Annotated in this window: 18 protein-coding genes and 3 pseudogenes; 9 read left to right on the top strand and 12 right to left on the bottom strand. The window is 59.9% G+C overall.

Going from position 1 to position 18,704, the window contains the following annotated elements; genetic code table 11:
- Positions 1–871 precede the first annotated feature (871 nt).
- The 3 genes and pseudogenes from V4R08_RS16990 to V4R08_RS16980 all read left to right on the top strand — a co-directional run.
- On the top strand, positions 872–1,129 hold the full coding sequence (locus V4R08_RS16990; RefSeq protein ID WP_335580535.1) for a hypothetical protein: 258 nt from the start codon (positions 872–874) through the stop codon (positions 1,127–1,129).
- The gene (locus tag V4R08_RS16985) at positions 1,101–1,826 is read left to right on the top strand and encodes a Crp/Fnr family transcriptional regulator (protein ID WP_335580534.1); all 726 of its coding nucleotides are present in this window, start codon (positions 1,101–1,103) and stop codon (positions 1,824–1,826) included. The genes V4R08_RS16990 and V4R08_RS16985 overlap by 29 nt, the downstream gene beginning before the upstream one ends.
- Before the next feature lie 503 nt (positions 1,827–2,329).
- A pseudogene (locus V4R08_RS16980) lies at positions 2,330–2,469 on the top strand (transposase); the annotation flags it as partial.
- 8 nt (positions 2,470–2,477) lie between these two features.
- On the opposite strand, the gene V4R08_RS16975 reads toward V4R08_RS16980, so the two are convergent.
- Positions 2,478–2,696 carry an SHOCT domain-containing protein gene (locus V4R08_RS16975; RefSeq protein WP_335580533.1) on the bottom strand — a complete coding sequence of 73 codons (219 nt, stop codon included), beginning with the start codon at positions 2,694–2,696 and terminating at the stop codon, positions 2,478–2,480.
- A 542-nt stretch (positions 2,697–3,238) separates the two neighbouring features.
- Positions 3,239–3,475, bottom strand: a complete 237-nt coding sequence (locus V4R08_RS16970; protein ID WP_335580532.1) for a hypothetical protein — start codon at positions 3,473–3,475, stop codon at positions 3,239–3,241.
- Positions 3,476–3,749: 274 nt separating this feature from the next.
- Here V4R08_RS16970 and V4R08_RS16965 point away from each other — a divergent pair, with 274 nt between their 5' ends.
- Entirely contained in the window at positions 3,750–4,076 is a 327-nt protein-coding gene (locus V4R08_RS16965; RefSeq protein ID WP_335580531.1) for a DUF6522 family protein, read from the top strand.
- A gap of 546 nt (positions 4,077–4,622) precedes the next feature.
- Positions 4,623–4,964, top strand: coding sequence for a carboxymuconolactone decarboxylase family protein (locus tag V4R08_RS16955; RefSeq protein WP_335580530.1), 342 nt, complete (start codon positions 4,623–4,625; stop codon positions 4,962–4,964).
- A gap of 497 nt (positions 4,965–5,461) precedes the next feature.
- Here the strand turns inward: V4R08_RS16955 and V4R08_RS16950 are convergent, their stop codons facing one another.
- From V4R08_RS16950 to V4R08_RS16935, 4 genes are all read right to left on the bottom strand, one after another.
- Entirely contained in the window at positions 5,462–5,899 is a 438-nt protein-coding gene (locus V4R08_RS16950; RefSeq protein ID WP_335580529.1) for a CBS domain-containing protein, read from the bottom strand.
- A 66-nt stretch (positions 5,900–5,965) separates the two neighbouring features.
- Positions 5,966–6,364 carry a succinate dehydrogenase, hydrophobic membrane anchor protein gene (sdhD, locus tag V4R08_RS16945; RefSeq protein ID WP_335580528.1) on the bottom strand — a complete coding sequence of 133 codons (399 nt, stop codon included), beginning with the start codon at positions 6,362–6,364 and terminating at the stop codon, positions 5,966–5,968.
- Positions 6,364–6,771 carry a succinate dehydrogenase, cytochrome b556 subunit gene (gene sdhC, locus V4R08_RS16940; protein WP_335580527.1) on the bottom strand — a complete coding sequence of 136 codons (408 nt, stop codon included), beginning with the start codon at positions 6,769–6,771 and terminating at the stop codon, positions 6,364–6,366. The genes sdhD and sdhC overlap by 1 nt, the downstream gene beginning before the upstream one ends.
- Positions 6,772–6,781: 10 nt before the next feature.
- A complete protein-coding gene (locus tag V4R08_RS16935; protein WP_335580526.1) occupies positions 6,782–7,639 on the bottom strand; it encodes a succinate dehydrogenase iron-sulfur subunit in 858 nt (285 codons plus the stop codon).
- 130 nt (positions 7,640–7,769) lie between these two features.
- Here V4R08_RS16935 and V4R08_RS16930 point away from each other — a divergent pair.
- A pseudogene (locus V4R08_RS16930) lies at positions 7,770–8,651 on the top strand (IS701 family transposase); the annotation flags it as partial.
- Between the two features lie 864 nt (positions 8,652–9,515).
- On the opposite strand, the pseudogene V4R08_RS16925 reads toward V4R08_RS16930, so the two are convergent.
- The 6 genes and pseudogenes from V4R08_RS16925 to V4R08_RS16900 form a co-directional block, all read right to left on the bottom strand.
- Positions 9,516–12,754 (bottom strand): annotated as a pseudogene (locus tag V4R08_RS16925) (efflux RND transporter permease subunit).
- 1 nt (position 12,755) lies between these two features.
- Positions 12,756–13,973 (bottom strand): efflux RND transporter periplasmic adaptor subunit, encoded by a 1,218-nt coding sequence (locus V4R08_RS16920; protein ID WP_335580525.1) that lies wholly within the window; start codon positions 13,971–13,973, stop codon positions 12,756–12,758.
- 14 nt (positions 13,974–13,987) lie between these two features.
- Positions 13,988–14,116, bottom strand: a complete 129-nt coding sequence (locus V4R08_RS16915) for a metal-sensitive transcriptional regulator (protein ID WP_335580524.1) — start codon at positions 14,114–14,116, stop codon at positions 13,988–13,990.
- Between the two features lie 12 nt (positions 14,117–14,128).
- Positions 14,129–15,565: a sensor histidine kinase gene (locus tag V4R08_RS16910; RefSeq protein WP_335580523.1), complete on the bottom strand. Its 1,437-nt coding sequence runs from the start codon at positions 15,563–15,565 to the stop codon at positions 14,129–14,131.
- The gene (locus tag V4R08_RS16905) at positions 15,562–16,227 is read right to left on the bottom strand and encodes a response regulator transcription factor (RefSeq protein ID WP_335580522.1); all 666 of its coding nucleotides are present in this window, start codon (positions 16,225–16,227) and stop codon (positions 15,562–15,564) included. Before V4R08_RS16905 ends, V4R08_RS16910 begins: the two co-directional genes overlap by 4 nt.
- Entirely contained in the window at positions 16,227–16,541 is a 315-nt protein-coding gene (locus V4R08_RS16900; RefSeq protein ID WP_335580521.1) for a PepSY domain-containing protein, read from the bottom strand. Before V4R08_RS16900 ends, V4R08_RS16905 begins: the two co-directional genes overlap by 1 nt.
- Before the next feature lie 148 nt (positions 16,542–16,689).
- On the opposite strand from V4R08_RS16900, the gene V4R08_RS16895 reads away from it, so the two are divergent.
- From V4R08_RS16895 to V4R08_RS16885, 3 genes are all read left to right on the top strand, one after another.
- Positions 16,690–16,962 carry a PepSY domain-containing protein gene (locus tag V4R08_RS16895; RefSeq protein ID WP_335580520.1) on the top strand — a complete coding sequence of 91 codons (273 nt, stop codon included), beginning with the start codon at positions 16,690–16,692 and terminating at the stop codon, positions 16,960–16,962.
- Between the two features lie 10 nt (positions 16,963–16,972).
- On the top strand, positions 16,973–17,539 hold the full coding sequence (locus tag V4R08_RS16890; protein ID WP_335580519.1) for a cytochrome b/b6 domain-containing protein: 567 nt from the start codon (positions 16,973–16,975) through the stop codon (positions 17,537–17,539).
- Between the two features lie 416 nt (positions 17,540–17,955).
- A complete protein-coding gene (locus V4R08_RS16885) occupies positions 17,956–18,702 on the top strand; it encodes a cytochrome b/b6 domain-containing protein (protein ID WP_335580518.1) in 747 nt (248 codons plus the stop codon).
- Positions 18,703–18,704: the final 2 nt, after the last annotated feature.

Here is an 18,704-nt window from a genome sequence, read left to right as displayed (position 1 = left end):
CTGGCTGGATTGCGCTGTCGAGGGCTTTCGCCTGCCGTCAATCCGATCCAATGCTTCTCAAGACCTTTGTCAGTCCAGCCGAGCTTGATTGATCAGCCCGAGCCAAGCAAGGGAACATGGTCAAATCGATCTAGTCGTCATGTTTTTGAGCTCGGAAAAGAAATCAGTTCGAGAAAGGCGAGCCTCGATGCCTTCGCATTGCAGTAGAGAATATGGAATGTTTAGCAAGTAACCATATGAAATATCGTTCAGATTAAAATTCGCATAAGCTATCTTATGGAATATTTACAGGCGATGGTTCACTTGACTTCGAATGCCAGCGCTGGAAGTCAGGACCGATCCGGCCTCTCACCACGCGTTCTCCCACGGTGCTGACGATGATCTTGATGCTCTGATCGTAGAGCCGTTGCGAATTTCATTTTGCCTTCTTGTATGGCGAGTACTCGTCTGTCTGGAAAAGGTTGCAGAGACTACGAATAGTACCGTCGTAACCACGCGGCGCGAATGCACCACCACCCGATTCTCATGCGAGCATTTCGGCCCATAGGATTCTGCATCGAGCGGCGCGTTGTAGGTTGCCATCTGGTGTATCTGGATAGTGCAGTCGGACGTTGCTCGGGCGGTAGCCGCGCTTTGCTAGGTCGGAACGGGCTTCCTAGTACCAACGGAAAGAGCCGTCCTTGTTGCGCTTTCGCTTGAGCCCGGGTTCGTCGGAAGCCTTGAATTGGCAGACCCTCGACGGGCGCACCGAGCGCCGTCGCTCGGACCCGCGCATCTGATTTGATTAAGGAATCAACCCCACTCGGGGTGCTTTCGCGCATCCGCCGCCACCATCGCTAGCCCGACAATGGCCAGTGCCGTGAGAAGTGCAATGGGCCTTGCCGTTCACTGGTCGTCAGTTCAGAAAATCGCGCGCTCGCAGTCACCGCTCGTCATCAAACGTTTAGGATTACGGTACCGCAACAATTCAGGTTCGCCTTTGCGCGATAGCAAAGACAAGAAGATTTATGGGATGCAGGGTCCGTCCAGAGAACCGACAGCCTGCTCGAAAAGAGGCGATGTCTCGACTCAGCAGATGATTACCCTCAAGCCAGAGCAGCATGAACACGCCCCGGAAGGATATCCATAACTCCAATGTGCCGAAGCTCTGTCAGAGCTGTGATGTACGGCACAAGGGTATGTGCGGCGCGCTCAACGCCAAGGAATTAGTGGATTTCGCCCAATTCACGCGTGTGGTGAAGATATCCGCCGGCGACGTTCTCTTGCAGGAGCAGGGGCCAATCGTATCCTATGCCAATGTCATGCGCGGCGTGCTCAAGCTGACCAAGACTCTGACCGATGGTCGCCAACAAATCGTCGGACTTCAATTCGCGCCCGATTTCGTCGGACGACTTCATCAGGACGAGAGCCATGTCCGGGTCGAAGCCTCTTCGGATGTTGAGATCTGCAGTATACCCAGGAACGCGCTGCGGAAGATGCTCGAAGAAAATCCGGCTCTCGAAGCAAAACTGCTGCACCAAGCCCTTCGCGAGGTCGATCAGGGTCGCGAGTGGATGCTGGCGCTTGGACGAAAGACGGCACACGAAAAGGTAGCCAGCTTTCTTATGATGATGGTTCGGCAGATCGATCCGTTTGCAGGAGGCAACGCCGTCACGGCTTTCGATCTTCCGCTTACGCGCGCCGAAATTGGCGACTTTCTCGGCTTGACGATTGGAACAGTTTCGCGCGAGTTCACGCGGTTGCGGCGAGCCGGAGTGATTCAGATTTCATCGCACCGCCACATCGACATTCTGGATCTCGAAGCGCTTCGCCAATCCGTCGGCTAAACGGAAAGGTTCTCGCGCGGGGCCCCTGTTTGGCGCGCCATAACCACGCTTGGCTTAGTGATGAAACATGGGTCGAAGTGACGGCCGGTGAAACGACAAAAAGGCCCGACGCAGTGAAGCGCCGGGCTAGTCATTTGGGGGAAACAGGCCCGGAGAAACGGGGCCTGAAACATCCGGGACCAACCTAGCATCGACCCCCGATATTTGATTTGCGCTAGAATCAATGCGCGCGGTTATTCCATCACGCACATGGCGCGCTCCTTTCCATTTTTAGGAAGGCGGGAGCGCTGCTTTCAGCATTGATAATTGCCACGAGCCACGCGCTGATGGAAAAAATTCTACGCCTCTTTCAAAGAGCGTACGCATCATTTGATCTGAAACAGAATTGTTCTTTACGTCGCCTTAAACGGTCACGTCCAGGACCTTCCAAAGTGACTATGTCATGACGTGTTCCCTGGATCTCCTGCCATTGGTAGGTTGGGCCCATCCATTGGAGATGAACCATGCGGCGAAGCCGTTTCACTGAAGCGCAGATCACCGCGGTGCTGGCCGAACACGAGGCTGGCCTCAAGACAAAGGAGCTTTGTCGGAAGCACGGATCAGCGATGCGACGTTTTATAAATGGAAGACCAGATTTGGTGGCGCGCCGAGTTACTCGCCGAGAACGCGCCGCCGATCCTCGAATTCCGCTTTGTCGATCTCGCCGCGCGCAAAGCGCTCCTTGAGAATATCAAGTGGCGTCGGGGTGGAGGACAATTGGTGTGGCGGATATGTCCCTGGCCATGCGCCGCCCAGCCAGCGCGCGAGGACAACCGCTAGGGCAACTAGGACTGCGAGAAAAAGGATCATGAACAACGGACCAAAGATCATGGCGTACCCTCCGCCCCACCCCATCATGTGCCTCCACCCGTAGTAGCCTTCGGCATCTGACGGCGCCTGCGCCCATACTGCCCCGGGTAGAAGGGAGAAAGCGGCGACCGCTTGGACCAAGACGTTCTGCATCGGCTTGCTCCATCGTTGAAGGAACCTAATTCTACTTCGCCGGCCGATTCTCTTTTTGCGCGAGGTCAACTGGATTCCAGTTGGTTCGCGAGTTCAAGGACGTGTGATGGATCACGACGAGTGTCGGCAGCGTCGACTACGTCATCCCGTCAATCATCGGCACAGCGATGCGCTGCATGATCTCCGACCGGGTACCGGTACTCCACGGGATAGGCAGCAGGCCCGTTACGATGGCGACCACCGTCATCATCTTGGGACGGACGCGTTCGACGCCCCTCCGACGAGCCCCGGGAAAGATCGTCGGGAGCCGCCAGCATTGACTCCTTGGCGTCAGCTTGCCGACCTATGCTCAGGCCAAAGGATTTTGGAGTGCGGCCGGCGGCGTGATTGGCGCTGCGCAGACGTGCCGGTTAGGCGGCGAGCTTGACTGATAGCTTGGGCGGATCCGCTGCAGCCCGTCTGGCCGCCACCGCCATCCAGTCGCGAAGGAGACCCTTATCTTCTTTCGAAAACGATGCTCTGCGCTTAATGTCATCGAGTGTTTCCCCGGGATGGCACCGCTCGAAGTCTTCGCTAATCAGCGATTCGAGATAGGCTCGGGCTGCTTCGTTTGTTGGGCGCACATGGCGATGGGAATTGCTCAACATGTCATTTTCTCCATTCTCGGGTTCTCGTTGGGTCCGCTGCGCTCGAGCGTCAGGGGATTCATGCGGAGCACGAAAGGCCGTGAAGATCCGGCACGCGAGCTCGGCCGTTTCGGGAAACTCCGAGTCCCTGGCAAACATTCCTGAAGGATAGGGCCTTGAGCAGGCTGCACCTCTGCTCGGACTTCTAGTCGAAGCGAAATGGTCATAGCTTGACCTCTCACTAAAAAGATATATTATCAATACATCTTTTTAGTGCCTCGACAAGGAAAATGCGATGATCGAGAGCCGCCAAGAATCGCCAAGGCCCTCCGAGAGAGTCATCGAAATCAGCGACAACACGTTCCTGGTTGACGCCGCACTCATCGGCAAGCTTCTGCGCATATCACCGACACGTGTGCCGGCCCTAATGCGCGAAGGGCATATCACCAGCGCTTGCGAGCGCGGAATGAATGAGCACGCGGGTGAATTCCGCCTTAGTTTCTTCTACCGACACTGCCGTGCACGGCTGAGCACTGACCTGACGGGTCGCATCCTTCGAAGAACGGCGATTGATTTCGGCGACCGGCCTATTCCGGGCACTGTGCGTCGTGCCGGCGCCTGACGAGACGTTTGCTTCCGAAACGGGAGATTTGCAGACTGACTTCCGTTTCCGTTCCAAAGCATAGTTCTGCCGAGCAGTGATTTTGATGTCACGAAAATGCCGGGGCATTGGCTGCTTGCCCGTCTTAGCAAGCGCGTGCGGCATCCCGGCGGTCTCGAGCTGACTCGTGTGTTTCGGCGCGGGGTCTCGACCATGATCTGCAGGGGGGGGCCATCATGCCAACTCAACGAAATCAATAGGCTGAAGGGGCTCCCATGATGCCGATGGGGGTCATTTTTCGATCAGCATTCACATTCTGTGGGTCAACAAAGACATTCTTGATCACACCGCGACCGCACGCGACAACAGCTTTGACGTCATCCAGCCGACAAAAAAATCGGTCTCGCAGACACTGACGAAGATCGGCACCTTCGACTATTACTGCCGATACCATCCCAACATGACGGGGCGGCTGGTGGTCGAGCCGTAACGGCGCGCCGCGGCATGCCGAGTAAAGCTTTAAGCCTGGACTCAGCCTGAAGATTGATCAGAAACGGAGGTTTATCGATGAATGACACTCTCTATCCAAAGCCGACCAAGGCATTGGCGGACAAACGCCGCGATCTGGCGCCGGATGCGGAAGCGGCGTTTCAAGCTTTTAGCGAAGCTGTCTTCAGGGAAGGTGCGTTACCGCGCAAGACCAAGCAGCTGATCGCCGTTGCCGTCGCCCACGTCACGCAATGTCCCTACTGTATTCAGGGTCATACCAAGGCTGCGATCCGTGACGGAGCAACGCCGCAGGAGATCATGGAAGCGATCTGGGTCGCAGCTGAAATGCGCGCTGGCGGTGCATTCGCTCATTCCAACCTGGCGCTGGCGACCCTCGAGGCTCTCAACGTCAGCCACTGATTTTGTCGGACAGGATCGCTTCCATTGCCGACTGCTCGTCGTCGAACACGGGTGCCGGGCCAGTGATCGCCGAGCTTGGCTACCTTCTTCGGCGAGGTTGCCTCGCGAGTCTTGAGAACGTCGCGCAGGTGCTAGCGCTTTCGCTGGCCACAGCACCGGAGCTTCTAGCCCCAGCTTGCCGCGGCGACCTTTGCATCGGCAACGACTTGCGCGCCGCGCGCTTAAGGAGAAGCTGTGTCCCAATCTCACGAAACACCGTAACCCCCAGCGCGGAGCTGATGTAACTTGTCAATGTGAGCCCGACTTGCCGACGGTGGGGTCGATTGTGGCGAGCTCTTCTTCTCGGCTCAGCGCAATCTGTTCTTTCCCGCCAGGCGCCGTGTGTTTTTCCGCAGGAGGTGCAACGTGCCCGCCCTCCCATTCCCATTGGGCCAAAGCGTGCTCTAGCCACCTATCACTGGTGGAAGTATCTGATCGTTTGTCCATCATGCACCGCCTCATCTGTATCCAATGCCCACGACGTAGTCGCGCAGAAGCGATCCCTCGTGTTCCGTATCTTCAAGGAGAACTCGCACCATGTCCCTGGCGCTCAGCACGCCAAGAGGCACGGTATCCTGATCCACGACCGGAATGTTCTTCAGGCCGCGCTGCTTGACGATCGACCAGACCTCGTGCAGCCAATCGCTCGGACGGCAGAAGGTAACCTCTCGCGTCATCACCTGCGAGGCCGCCATCGTACAGCTACAGCCTGTGCAATAGCTGATGCGGCTGACAATGTCGGTCTTGGTGATGACGCCGGCCATCTTTCCGCTGTCGTCACAGACAACGACAAGATTCTGTCGCGGATCATTCAGCAATTTCGCGGCGTCGATCAGCAAAGCATCTGTTTTGACCGTAACCAGTTTTTCCTGAACTGACGGTAAGATTCGTTCCACTGTAAGCACGTCATATCGCTACTTTCCGATTCTTCGATTGGCGTTTCTTCCCCCCTTTGGCTGCACTCAGATGGCTGTCCACACACTGACGGCAACCCGTAACGTCGCCATGATGCCAGCCACTGCCAGCGCGAAGCACACGAAGCGCATGGCCAGCAGCATCCAAATCTTCGCGCCGGAATGAACGTAGTCCTCGATGACAACCTGGAGGCCAAGCGCCGCATGCCAGAACAGCGTGGTCAGCAGCAAAACCATCAGGACCGCCGTGATGGGCGAGCCGATCCAACCGATAAACGCTTCATAACTGCTGCCGCTATAGGCAATCAGCGAAGCGATGAACCAGATGCTCAACGGGATTAGCGCGACCGCCGTGATCCGCTCGGTCCACCAATGCTCGAACCCCGCCTTGGCGGACCCAAGACCCATGGCGCGGCTGAGCGAGGAGCGGAAGCGATGACCGTCCATCAGACTTGCCCCGCGATCAGCAGGCTGGCAGACCAGCAGACCACAGTCAGCACCACGCTGGCGACAACCACGATCCAGCCAGAAGCGTATATCTGGCGAAGTTCAAAACCGCGCACAGTGTCCCAGACCAGATGACGGATGCCGCCGCAGAGATGCAGAAAAAAGGCGAATGTGGCCGCCAGCAGCAAAATCTGTCCGAGCCAGGATGCAATGATATCGTGGAAGCGCAAATAGGCGTCTGGCCCGCTCGCCGCCGCGATCAGCCAGATCACCAGAATGACGGCGCACGCGCTTAAAAAGACGCCGGTAATCCGGTTGGCGATGGACAGCACTGAAGTGAGCTGCGGCCGGTAAATCTGGATATTGGGCGAAAGCGGCCGAATATTCTTGCTTGAGAAGTGTTCCATGATCCGCCTCTCAGCTCCGCCGCTCGGCGACCATTTTTTTGATCTGCGCAATGGCCTTGCCCGGATTGAGTCCCTTTGGGCAGGTCCGGGTGCAGTTGAGAATGGTGTGGCACCGATAAAGCCGGAACGGGTCTTCAAGGGCGTCGAGCCGCTCTCCGATCGCTTCGTCGCGGCTGTCGGTCAGCCAGCGCCAAGCCTGCAAGAGCACGGCCGGTCCCAGGAAGCGGTTACCGTTCCACCAATGGCTTGGGCAGCCGGAGGTGCAACAAAAGCACAGGATGCACTCGTAGTAGCCGTCGAGCTTTTCGCGTTCCTCGGGTGCTTGCAGCCGCTCCCGGTCCGGAGCGGCCGTCCTGGTCTGAAGCCACGGCTCGATCATCTCATATTGTGCGTAAAGATGCGTGAGATCGGGAACGAGGTCCTTGACGATCCTCATATTGGCGAGCGGATAGATTCTCGCGGGCGCATCGGTGTCCTCAATAAATCTCGTGCAGGCCAGCCAGTTGGTGCCGTCCATGTTCATCGCGCAGGAGCCGCAGATTCCCTCGCGGCAGGAGCGACGGAAAGTCAGCGTCGGGTCGATGTTGTTCTTGATCCAGATCAGCGCGTCCAAAACCATGGGGCCGCAAGCGTCGAGATCGACCTTGAATATGTCAAGGCGGGGGTTGTCGTCGCTGTCGGGATCGTAGCGGTAAATCTCAAATCGTTTGATACGGGTCGCGCCTTTCGGCCCAGACCATGTGCGCCCGGCCCCGATACGTGAGTCGGGCGATACACCGTAATTGCGGGGGATGGGGAATCGCTTGAGTGCAGTTCGTCGGGGAACCTGATCGGATGAGCTGATGATGAATGCATCGGTTCTTGTCATTTCCTTCCCCTGTCTGCGAACTCGCTCTCGCCGATAGTTCCTGTCCGCCTCTCTTGGCGGCGAACCAAATTCACTCGATGCGCCGGGTATGTCGAGCCTCGGCGCGGACCTTCCAGCTCGGCGCGCAATCTTGGCGCGACAATACACCGGTTCGGCCGGAAAGATCACGAATTGCCAGATCGGGGTATTCGCGGCCTATGTGTCGCGCCACGGTCATGCCTTCATGGACCGCGCGCTCTATCTGCCGAAGAGCTGGACGGACGATCCGCGCCGCCTGAAAGCCGCGCATGCGCCAAGCGATGTCGGATTTTCGACGAAACCGCGGCTCGCGGCCAAGATGATCGCGCGGGCCATTGCGGCGCGCGTCCCATTCGCCTGGGTTGCAGGCGATACGGTCTATGGCGTCGGCGACATCGAGCGGGATTTGCGCCAGGCTGGCAAAGGCTATGTGCTCGGCGTCGCCGCCAACCACTGGTTCGGATCCTGGAGCCGGAAGCGGCTGATCGGCGGTTCGGCGGAAGAGATCGCCAAAGCGCTGAAGCCGACCGATTGGCGCCGCCTGTCGGCAGGCAGCGGAACCAAGGGGCCGCGGCTGCATGACTGGGCGTATCTCGAACTCGCCGATCTCGACGCCGGTGAGTTCAATGAGGAGCGCAGCGGCTTGTGGACGCGCGGACTGCTGATCCGGCGCCATATCGCTGACGGCGAACTCGCCTACTTCACCACCTGGTGTCCCGCCGGAACGTCCATCAAGCAGCTGGTCGCCGTTGAAGGCCATCGCTGGGCGATCGAAGACAGCTTTGAGACCGCCAAGAACGAGTTCGGCCTCGATCATAATGAAACGCGATCCTGGCATGGCTGGCATCGTCATGTGTCGCTTGTCATGTTGACCTTCGCCATGATGGCCGCCATTCGCCGAAAAGCTAACGCGCCGTCCCAAAAAAACACATCGCGCGCAACCCGAACGCGCGAGACCTCATCCGTTGGTCGGTCCAGGAAATCCGCAGAATAGCGCAGCGGCTCGCGCGAAAACGAATTCGACCTGGCTATGTCATCGCATGGTCGCTGTGGCGACGCGCTCACCAGGCCGTCGCTCAAAAAGCCCACATCAAACAAACATTACGACTGTAATGCTAGCTGAGACAGCCATGCGCGGCTGTTATTCTGCAATATTTGGAAACGATTGACAAACAGCCGGCAGGACGGCGCACCGTTGCTCGGACCACATCTCTGACCATCAACTCCGCGATTTAATCCGGACCAGGAAGGATTGGGATGCCGGCGTAGTGATTGCGAAGCTGTCGTAGCCGACGCGATGCGGCTCCGCTTCAGAAGCCGCACTCACGGTATTGCTTTGAGGCAAGCCGGAATCGTGAGCCTACTTGGATAAAATCTACGTCGAGGCATTGGTGTCCTCGTCGGAGATCGCGGAGACCATCGCATCGAAGATATTCGAGGTTTATTCGCCAACGCCGCTCGGTTGGAGAATAGGTCGCGAAATCATGCTGCGCCTTAGCCGGTCCCTTGCAGATTACCGCTATATAGTTACGGATGTCGGGTGGCAGTGCATCTATGTGCTGAGGATTCCAGGGATCATCCTTAGGTTGTTGGGATGCAGCCGGCAGCTCGCTCGCAAGTAGGAGAGAACACACCAATAAGAGGATACGGACGATCATTCGGTCCTCCACCAAGGGAATTTTCACAAAGACGTGCACACGCCGCTTCGCATGCGCGTCTCGTTGCCTGCCATCTTGAAGGCCACCAGGCCAAACAACAGACAGACATTAGACTAGCCCTGTGCCGGTCAACGCAATGACCTGCGCCGCAAAGAGATGGCAACAGGTTCTCAAGAATTGAAAGCACGGAAAGCTCCAATCTATTCGGCTGCGCGACTCATTGCAATTCCGTTCGCGTTATCCAATTCCGAACGTCGGGGCGAGAAACGCGCATAAAGCGCTGGGAGCACCACAAGCGTCAGCACCGTTGCCGTCAGCAGTCCACCGATGACGACGGTTGCGATGGGCTTCTGCACTTCCGCGCCTGTCCCCGTGGCCAGCGCCATCGGTACAAAGCCGAGTGACGCCACCAGCGCCGTCATGACGACGGGACGGAAACGCGTCTGCGCTCCATCGTAGATGGCCTGGACAAGCGGCACGCCGCTATCGATCAGCGACCGGATCTGTGTCAACATCACCAGCCCGTTGAGAACGGCCACGCCCGACAAGGCGATGAAGCCGACCGCGGCAGATATAGAGAACGGCATGCCGCGCAGCCACAGCGCGGCAATCCCGCCGGTCAACGCCAGCGGAATAGCACTGAAGACGAGGAGTGCATCGCGCGCCGATCCCAAGGCGCCGAAGAGGAGCAGGAAGATCATCGCGAAGCATGCGGGGACGACAATCACGAGCCGCTGGCGCGCGACTGAGAAGTTTTCGAATTGCCCGCCCCAGGCCAAGTAGCTCCCCGGCGGCAGCTTCACCTCTTTCGCAACCTTCGCCTGCGCCTCAGCGACCAGCGACCCGATGTCCCGGCCGCGGACTTCGGCGGTAGTGACAACGCGCCGCTTGCCGTTCTCGCGGCTGATCTGGTTGGCCCCTTCCGTTTGCTCGAACGTTGCGACCGCGCGCAGGGGTATGGTCGAAGCCGGCGCGTTCGGATTGGAATGCGGCAACGGCACCGGGAGGTTTTCGAGCGCGGAGATGTCGTTGCGTAACGCGTCGTTCAGCCGGACCACGATCTGGAAGCGCCGGTCTCCCTCGAATACCAGTCCCGCCGCGCGTCCGCCGACAGCGGCCTCGATCAAGTCCTGGACGTCTGCGAGATTTAGGCCTCGCCGCGTGATCTCGGCTTTGTCGATCCCAATCTCCAGGAACGGCAGCCCGCTGGTTTCTTCGACTTTCACGCTCTCGGCACCATCGATCTTTCTCAGGATGTCCGCGATGCGTACGCGGTTCGCTGCATCGCGGAGAAGTCGGCGCCGAATACCTTGACTCCGAGGTCCTCGCGGACGCCGGCGATGAGCTCGTTGAAGCGCATCTCGATCGGCTGCGAGAAGCCCACCTTGTTGCCGGGGAGCTTGGTCGCTTCCGACTCAATTGCGTGGATGAGATCATCCTTCGTCATCGAGGGATCGGGCCAGTCGCGTTGCGGCTTGACGATGATGTAGGTGTCCGATGCGCTGGGCGGCATCGGATCAGCCGCAAGATCCGGCGTGCCGGTTCGCGAGAACACGAACGCGACCTGCGGGAATTTGCTGATCACCTTTTCGATTTCGAGCTGCATGGCTTGAGCCTGGGCCAGTGCGGTGCTCGGTACGCGCTTCACCTCCATGACGATGTTCTTCTCGTCCAATGTTGGCGTGAGCTCCTGCCCCAGACGGGAGAACAGGACGAGGGAGGCAGCAAAGAGCACGGCCGCCGCTGTGATGATCAAGCCGGGTTTCGCAATGCTTCGGGACAGGATCGGCCCGTAGGCATCCTTCAGGCTCCGGACGAGGAAGTTCTCGCTCTCCCTCACGGGCCTCGTCAGGACGATCGCGGTCGCGGCCGGGACGAAGGTCAGGGAGACCACGAAGGCCATGGCCAGCGCGATCATCACCGTCAGGGCCATCGGCTCGAACGTCTTGCCCTCCACGCCGGAGAAGGTGAGCAGTGGGGCGTAGACGAGGATGATGATGAGCTGGCCATAGACGGTCGGCCGAATCATCTCGACCGCGGACGCGGTGATCGTCCTGAGGCGTTCGTCGCGCGAAAGTTCCCGCCCGAGGGTTACCTGCCGCTCGGCGAGATGCCTGAGGCTGTTCTCGCAGATGATCACCGCGCCGTCGACGATCAGGCCGAAGTCGAGCGCGCCAAGGCTCATCAAATTCGCGCTGATGTACCCCCGCAGCATGCCCGTCGCGGTTAGCAACATCGTGATCGGAATGACGCAGGCCGTGATCAGGGCGGCGCGGAAGTTGCCGAGCAGCAGGAACAGCACGGCGATTACCAGAAGCGCGCCTTCGGCTAGATTGGTCGCGACGGTGTGGATCGTGGCGTCGACGAGTTGCGTGCGGTTGAGTACCGTTCGTGCGTGGATGCCCGGTGGTAGTATCTTGGTGATCTCTTTGATTTTGGCGTCCGCCGCGGCAGCGACGGTGCGGCTGTTTCCGCCGATCAGCATCAGGGCTATTCCGAGCACGACCTCACGTCCATTGACACTAGCGCTTCCGGTTCTCAGCTCCTTCCCGATGGTGACATCGGCAACGTCCCTGATCCGCACCGGCACCCCCTTCCGGGTCGAGACGACGATCTGTCCGATGTCCTCCACGTTCTCGACGCGCCCGGCGGCGCGGACCACGTAGCCCTCGCCGTTCTGCTCGATGTAGTTGGCACCTCGGCTGGCGTTGTTGGCTTCGATCGCCTCGATGACTTGCTTAAAGGAGAGGCCGTAGCCGACGAGCTTCGCGGGATCCGGCTGCACTTGATACTGCTTGACGAAACCGCCGATCGCGTCGGCGCCGGCCACGCCGGGTACCGTCTTCATCTGCGGCCGGACGATCCAATCCTGTACCGTTCGGAGGTAAACCGTCCGGCGGAAGTCGTCGGTCAATCTCTCGCCCTCCGGCGTCAGATAGCTGCCGTCGCTCTGCCAGCCGGGCTGGCCGTCACGAACCGGTGCGGTGGTGCCGGGCTTTTCGTATTCGACGGCCCACCAGTAGATCTCGCCGAGACCGGTCGAGACCGGCCCCATCTTCACCTCCACGCCCGGGGGTAACGAGGATTTGGCGTCGTTGATGCGCTCGGCGACGAGTTGCCGCGCGAAGTAGATGTTCGTGCCGTCCACGAACACGACGGTTACCTGTGCGAAACCGTTCCGCGAAAAGGAGCGTGTCGACTCCAGGCCGGGTATGCCGGCCAGCGCCGTTTCCAGCGCGACCGTGACCTGCTTCTCGATTTCGACTGGCGTCAGCGCCGGCGCCACCGCGTTGATCTGCACCTGGACGTTGGTCACGTCTGGAACTGCGTCGATCGGTAGCCTGGTCAGCGACCAGAGTCCGGTGACCGCAGCAACCAAAGTGACCAGCAGTACCAGCCATCGGCGCCTGACCGAGAAATCGACGATGCGCGCAATCATCTCAGTCCTCGACGCCCGGCTTGGAGAGTTCGGCTTTCAGCGGAAAGGTGTTCGAAGATGCGATCGTTTCGCCGGCAGCAAGCCCAGAGGTGACTTCAACCATCCCATTGTCGCGAAAACCGAGCACCACGTCCCGCTTCTCGAATCCCTCGGCAGTCCGCACAAAGACGACCTTGCGCCCATTCACGCTCTGCACGGCGACCGCCGGCACCGCCACAGAAACGAGACGCGAGTCCACGGCGATGGCTGCCGTCACAAACGATCCGGGACGCCAGAGTCGATCCGGGTTATCCAGGGTGGCCACGACACGCGCCGCTCGCGTGTCCTTGTCGAGCAACGGGCTGACGAAGATGATCTTGCCAGTCCCTACGGGACCGCCGCGGATGGACACCGCGACGCTTTGCCCTTCGCGAACCGCAGGCAGGTCAGACGAATTGACCGCCATCTCGACCCACACCCTACTAAGGTCAACAATGACGAAGAGTTCGGTCTCGAGGTTGTCCCTCCCGACGGCGGTCCCGAGGTCAACCTTACGTTCCATCACCCGTCCAGAGATCAGCGCACGGACGTTCTGAAGCCTCAGCGTTCCCTCGGGTGCCTGTGGGATTGCGACAATCTCGCTTTCGTCGACTCCGAGCGCGAGCAGCTTTTGCCGGGCGATGTCTAGACGCATAGCCGTCTGCGACGCGGCGTTCCGTGACCTGATGTATTGTTGCTCGGGTATCGCCTTGCTGCTGCCCCACGCCGCTTTGTCGCGGGCAGCCAAATCCTGCTGCAGATCGTTCGACAGTCGCGCGGCCATGTACTCGCTCTTCGCGTCGGCGACCTCCCTGCTCTCCAGCGCTCCAAGGACCTCGCCCTTCTCGACCTCGTCGCCGATGTTCTTGCGGAGCTCGGCGACGGTTCCCGACAGCTTTACCGACACGTGGGCGACGCGATCGGCATCGGGTGCGACGACGGCCGGAACCGACAGTCTCGTCATTATGGTCGCCGGGCCGACTTTGACCTGCTCGATCTTGGCCAAAGCGATCCGCTCTTGGTCCATCCGAATGACGGGGTTTCGTTTCTCCCCCTGCGGCCCGGATTGCTGCGGCGGCTCCGTCGCGACCAGACCCGTCATCTTGCGCAGCGCCGGCGCTCCCGGTCCCCAAGCTGCGAACGCGCCCGCCGCGACGACGGCGGCGAGACCCAGCAACAATATGGACTTTCGAGAAGACATCGGCTGGTTTCCGGTCATAGGTAGCGCGCGATCGCCTTGAACTCGGCGCGCACGTTCTTTGTCGGCTTCGAGGAGTCGCCGTTGGCCGCGACTTCGAGGCAATTGTCGACGTGATGGCTTTCGTGGATGTGCTGCTTCGTCATCATGTACCTATCCTATCTTTGTGGATGGGATAAACTTTGAATGGGCGGGATCGCTTCCGAGGTTGACGCTCCCTCTTTCGTTCTGCGACGATAACGGTCGCTTTCGGACGTCGGAGCGATTACCGCCTTCAGGCCACCGAGCTCCGACGTGGAGAGTTTCAGCCCCCAGCCGTACGCATCCAGGACATCCTGCACGATGGCAAGCCCCAGACCCGCGCCACTGCCTCGCTCGTCGAGACGGGCACCGCGTGCGAGCACGCGTGACAGGTGACTCGGTTCGATGCCTTCGCCGTCGTCTTCGACGACAAGGGATAATTGGCTTCCGTCGGTGATGCGGACCGATCTAGCGGCATGCCGGGCCGCGTTCTCGATCAGATTACCCAGAACCTCCGCAAGATCAGTCCGGTCGAGCGGGACACAAAGATGATCGGCGATGAGGTTCTCGAACCTCACTCGCGCGCCGTCGGGAGTGCGCGACACGGTCGCGACGATGGAGTCCACGAGCGGTTTCACGAATGTGGACGCTGCAGGGACGCCCCGCGTTCGCCCGCGAACTCTGGCCCGCGCGAGCTCGCGGTCGACGTGGCGGCCCATGGCTTCCCCGACGGCTTCGATGTCCCGGGCAATGGCGGGCTCACCCCGATCACGGAGTCGCGACGCATCCGCTGCAAGAGCCGCAAGCGGCGTCTTCAGTCCGTGAGCCAGATCGGCGGCGCGGCCGCGGGACCGTTCGATCTCACTTTCCTGTGCATCGACGAGCGCGTTGACCTCCTCGACGAGGGGACGAACTTCGGTCGGGACCGAGGATGGCAGATGCCGGGTCCGCCCTGCTCTGATATCGGCCACGCCGCGGCGCAACGTGGCCAGCGGACGCAAGCCGACGCCCACCTGAACCCATGTCGCAAGAGCCAGCACGCAGCCGAGAAGCACGAGCGCGAGCGCGAGATCCTTGGCGAAGGCCGAGGTCGCAGCCGACACCCTCGCCAGGTTCTCGGCGACCGCAAGGCGGACGATTACCGGCTTCCCATCTGCGGAAAGCGTGACGGCGCGCTCAGCGACCAGCACGCGCTGGCCCCCAGGTCCCGACGCTTGGTGCTGGTGCATTTCGCCGGGGCTCAGCCGATCCGGCGGGAGTTCGATGGCGGAATCCCAGAGCGAGCGCGAGCGCAGAAGCTGCCCGCGGTCATCGCCGACCTGCCAGTAAAGTCCGGAGAGAGGCTCGGCGAAGCGTGGATCGACCGGCGTCTGCATCAGCACCAGCTTGCCTTGCGGGTCGATGTCGATGCCCGCGAGAAGCTGTTTCAGATGAACGTCGAGATCTTGAGCCAGGGTGCGTGAGACATGACGCTCGAAGAGAACGATGAGCGCGCCACCGGCAATCGCAAGCGCGATCAGGATCGCGATGAGGCCGCCGGCGACGAGTCGCAGTTTGAGCGAATGCCGGTTCATGCGGGGACCTCTGGTATCAGATAACCGAAGCCGCGCCGCGTTTCGATCACATCAGCGCCGAGCTTCTTGCGCACGCGACCGACAAGTACCTCGAGCGTGTTGGAATCGTGCTCTTCCCCGTGACCATAGACGTTCTCATCAAGCTCCTGCTGCGAGACGACCCGCCCTCGATTTCGGAGGAGATGAGCGATCAGCCTGTACTCAAGCGGCGAAAGCGCAATCGGCACGCCTCGTCGCGTCACCTTCATCTGCCGCTCGTCCAGGGTGATCTCGCCCGCGGTCATGACCGAGCAACCATGCCCCGCTGAGCGCCGCACGATGGACCGCAGCCGCGCCAGCAACTCCTCCATCCGGAATGGCTTCGGCAGGTAGTCGTCGGCGCCGGCGTCGATTCCGTCCACTCGCTCGGCCCAGCTTCCTCGCGCGGTGAGAACGAGGACAGGTATGTGGCGTCCGTTGGCGCGCCAACGCTTCAGGACCGCGAGACCATCCATTCCGGGTAAGCCAAGATCGAGAATGATGGCGCCATAGTCCTCGGTGTCGCCGAGAAACCAAGCGTCCTCGCCGTTCGTAACCGTTTCAACCACGTAACCGGATGCTTCGAGCGCGCATGAGACATCCGTCGCGATTCGCTGGTCGTCCTCGACAACAAGCACGCGCATCACTTCTCCTTGGTCCGCTCGACCTCGCCGCTGCGAGCATCGACGTGGATCTCGAACAGCCGCCCCTTGTCGTCGACGACGCGCAACTCGTACATCCAGGCACTGGCTTCCCGTTCGAGCTTCACGCTGACGACGTCGCCGGGAAGCTTGCCCCTGACGATATCCAGAATGTCCGTAAGAGGACGGATCTCACCGGCTTCGACGGCCCGTCGTGCGTCATCGTGGTCGTGAGCGAATGCCGGTACCCCGCTGTCTGCCGCCAGAAGAGCGGTCGCAAGGATCAGGGCACGAACTCGGCGCAGACGTAGGCACATGAAAACAACTCACTCTCCGAAAGACATGGATGCCAGATATCACCTGACAAATCGCTGACTTGGGTCAACAGGCAGCGGTCAGATCGCTTCTGGCAAGGTTGCCCCATCGCCGGCGCATGGTGCGGCCGGCCACTGTCAGGAGACACCTATGCGCAAGATAGCGATCCTTACCATTGCCGCCGCGACGCTCGGGGCGGCCACCGCCCAGGCTGGCAGCCTCGGCAAGCCGTGCACGTCAGCCTCCGAGGCCCAGTGGCTCCCGGTGAAGCAGTTGCAGGCCAAAGTCGAGGCTCAAGGCTACAAGGTCCAGAAGGCCAAACTCAAGAATGCCTGCGGCGAGTTCTACACACTCGACAAGAACGGCAACCGGGTCGAGCTGTTCGTGGACCCGACCAACGGCCACATCATCGGCCAGATGTGACGGTTCGCAAATGAGAACCGTAAGCAATGTGATCGGAGCCGACGGCGCGACGCCGCCGGCCACGATCAAGGTCTGGGACCCATTCGTCCGGGTCTTCCACTGGTCCCTGGTTTCCTGTTTCGTGATCGCCTACGCCACCGGCGACGAGATCGAGCGGGTACACGTCGCGGCCGGCTACGTCATCGCCGGGCTCCTCGCGGCCCGCATCGTCTGGGGTTTCGTCGGTCCGCGGCATGCGCGATTTTCTAGCTTCGTTCGTCCGCCGCGCGAAGTCCTCGCCTATGTTCGCGACGTCGTGATGCTCAGAGCTCCCCGCTATATCGGGCACAACCCGGCGGGCGGCGCCATGATCGTCGCGCTCCTGATTGGGCTGGCCGGCACGTGCGCTACGGGCTACATGATGACCACGGACGCCTACTGGGGCTCCAAGTTGATCGAACACGTCCACGAGTTCCTGGCCAATCTGACCGTTGGCCTCGTCGTGGCGCACGTCATCGGCGTGCTGATCATGAGCTTCGAGCATCGTGAAAACCTGATCGCGTCCATGATCTCCGGCCGCAAGAGGGCTGCTGATTAGTAGCCCTCTTCTAACTCAATCTGACAATTCCATCCAAACCAGGAGCGTTCTTTTTGCACGGCTTCCGAAAGCGTCCTCGACATCGTGTTCGGATGGCCGACGACAGGCACAGCTATTAAAATTAAGAAGGGTCCGGGATATGCGTGATCTCGCCATCAACGAGATCATCAAACTGGACTGCAACGCGCTGCACTGAGGGAAGTGCCAGGTCTTTACTGACTGCGAAACCACACGTCCACGCGCCGGGCTGAGAACTCAGCGCGAATAGCCTTCACGACCTGGCGATCTCTACATGGCTGCCCCCGCATATTAGGCATGCCGGGTCGTATCATTGATGGAAATCAACCGTTGGAAGACATTTTTGTGTGAGAGCCTACTCGAACGCGACAAAGCCGCGATGGTATGGAGTGCCCTCAATGCCCAAGATGCCATCCCAGCAATATCGTGCTTACAATGTATGGGACGTCCCGACGCGGTGGTTCCATTGGATTAACGCACTCGTCGTGCTCGGCTTGATAAGCGTCGGAGTTATGCTGCTAAACGATGATGCGCTTGGACTTTCGGTCGGCGGCAAAGTCCAGCTCAAGCAGATCCACGTGGCGCTGGGTTACGTCATGGCATTGAATTTAATCTGGCGCTTTGTTTGGGCCTTTCTCGGCAACCGCTATGCGCGATGGCGTGCGATGTTGCCCTACGGGCCTGGCTACTGGGGCGCATTGCGCAGCTATGCCACTGCTTTCCTTTCCGGCGAGCCGCAACAATATGTTGGGCACAATCCGGCGGCGCGCATCGCAATCGTACTCATACTGTTTCTGCTCCTCCTTCAGATCGCTACCGGACTAATCCTGGCTGGAACTGACTTGTTCTGGCCGCCGTTCGGCAAATGGTTCGCGGGCTGGGTTGCTGCGCCCGGTTTGGATTCGGCGTTGGTTTCGCCACTGGCTTCGAATACGATGGACCAAGCTGCATATAAGGCAATGCGCGCCTTCCGGTCCCCCATTGTGACGGTCCACTTATATGCGTTCTATGCGCTTGCGGCCGTCATCTTGACTCATCTCGTTGCGGTGATCGTGACCGAGATACATGAGGGCGGAGGTATTACGTCGGCGATGTTTACTGGCCGCAAGATTCTCAACCGCCCGCCGCAAGACTTCGGAAAATAAGA

It is taken from the genome of Nitrobacter sp. NHB1, assembly GCF_036964665.1.
Classification (GTDB): Bacteria; Pseudomonadota; Alphaproteobacteria; order Rhizobiales; family Xanthobacteraceae; genus Nitrobacter.
Note: the sequence above shows the minus strand (reverse complement) of the source record. Positions and strands in the feature narration are given on the sequence as shown.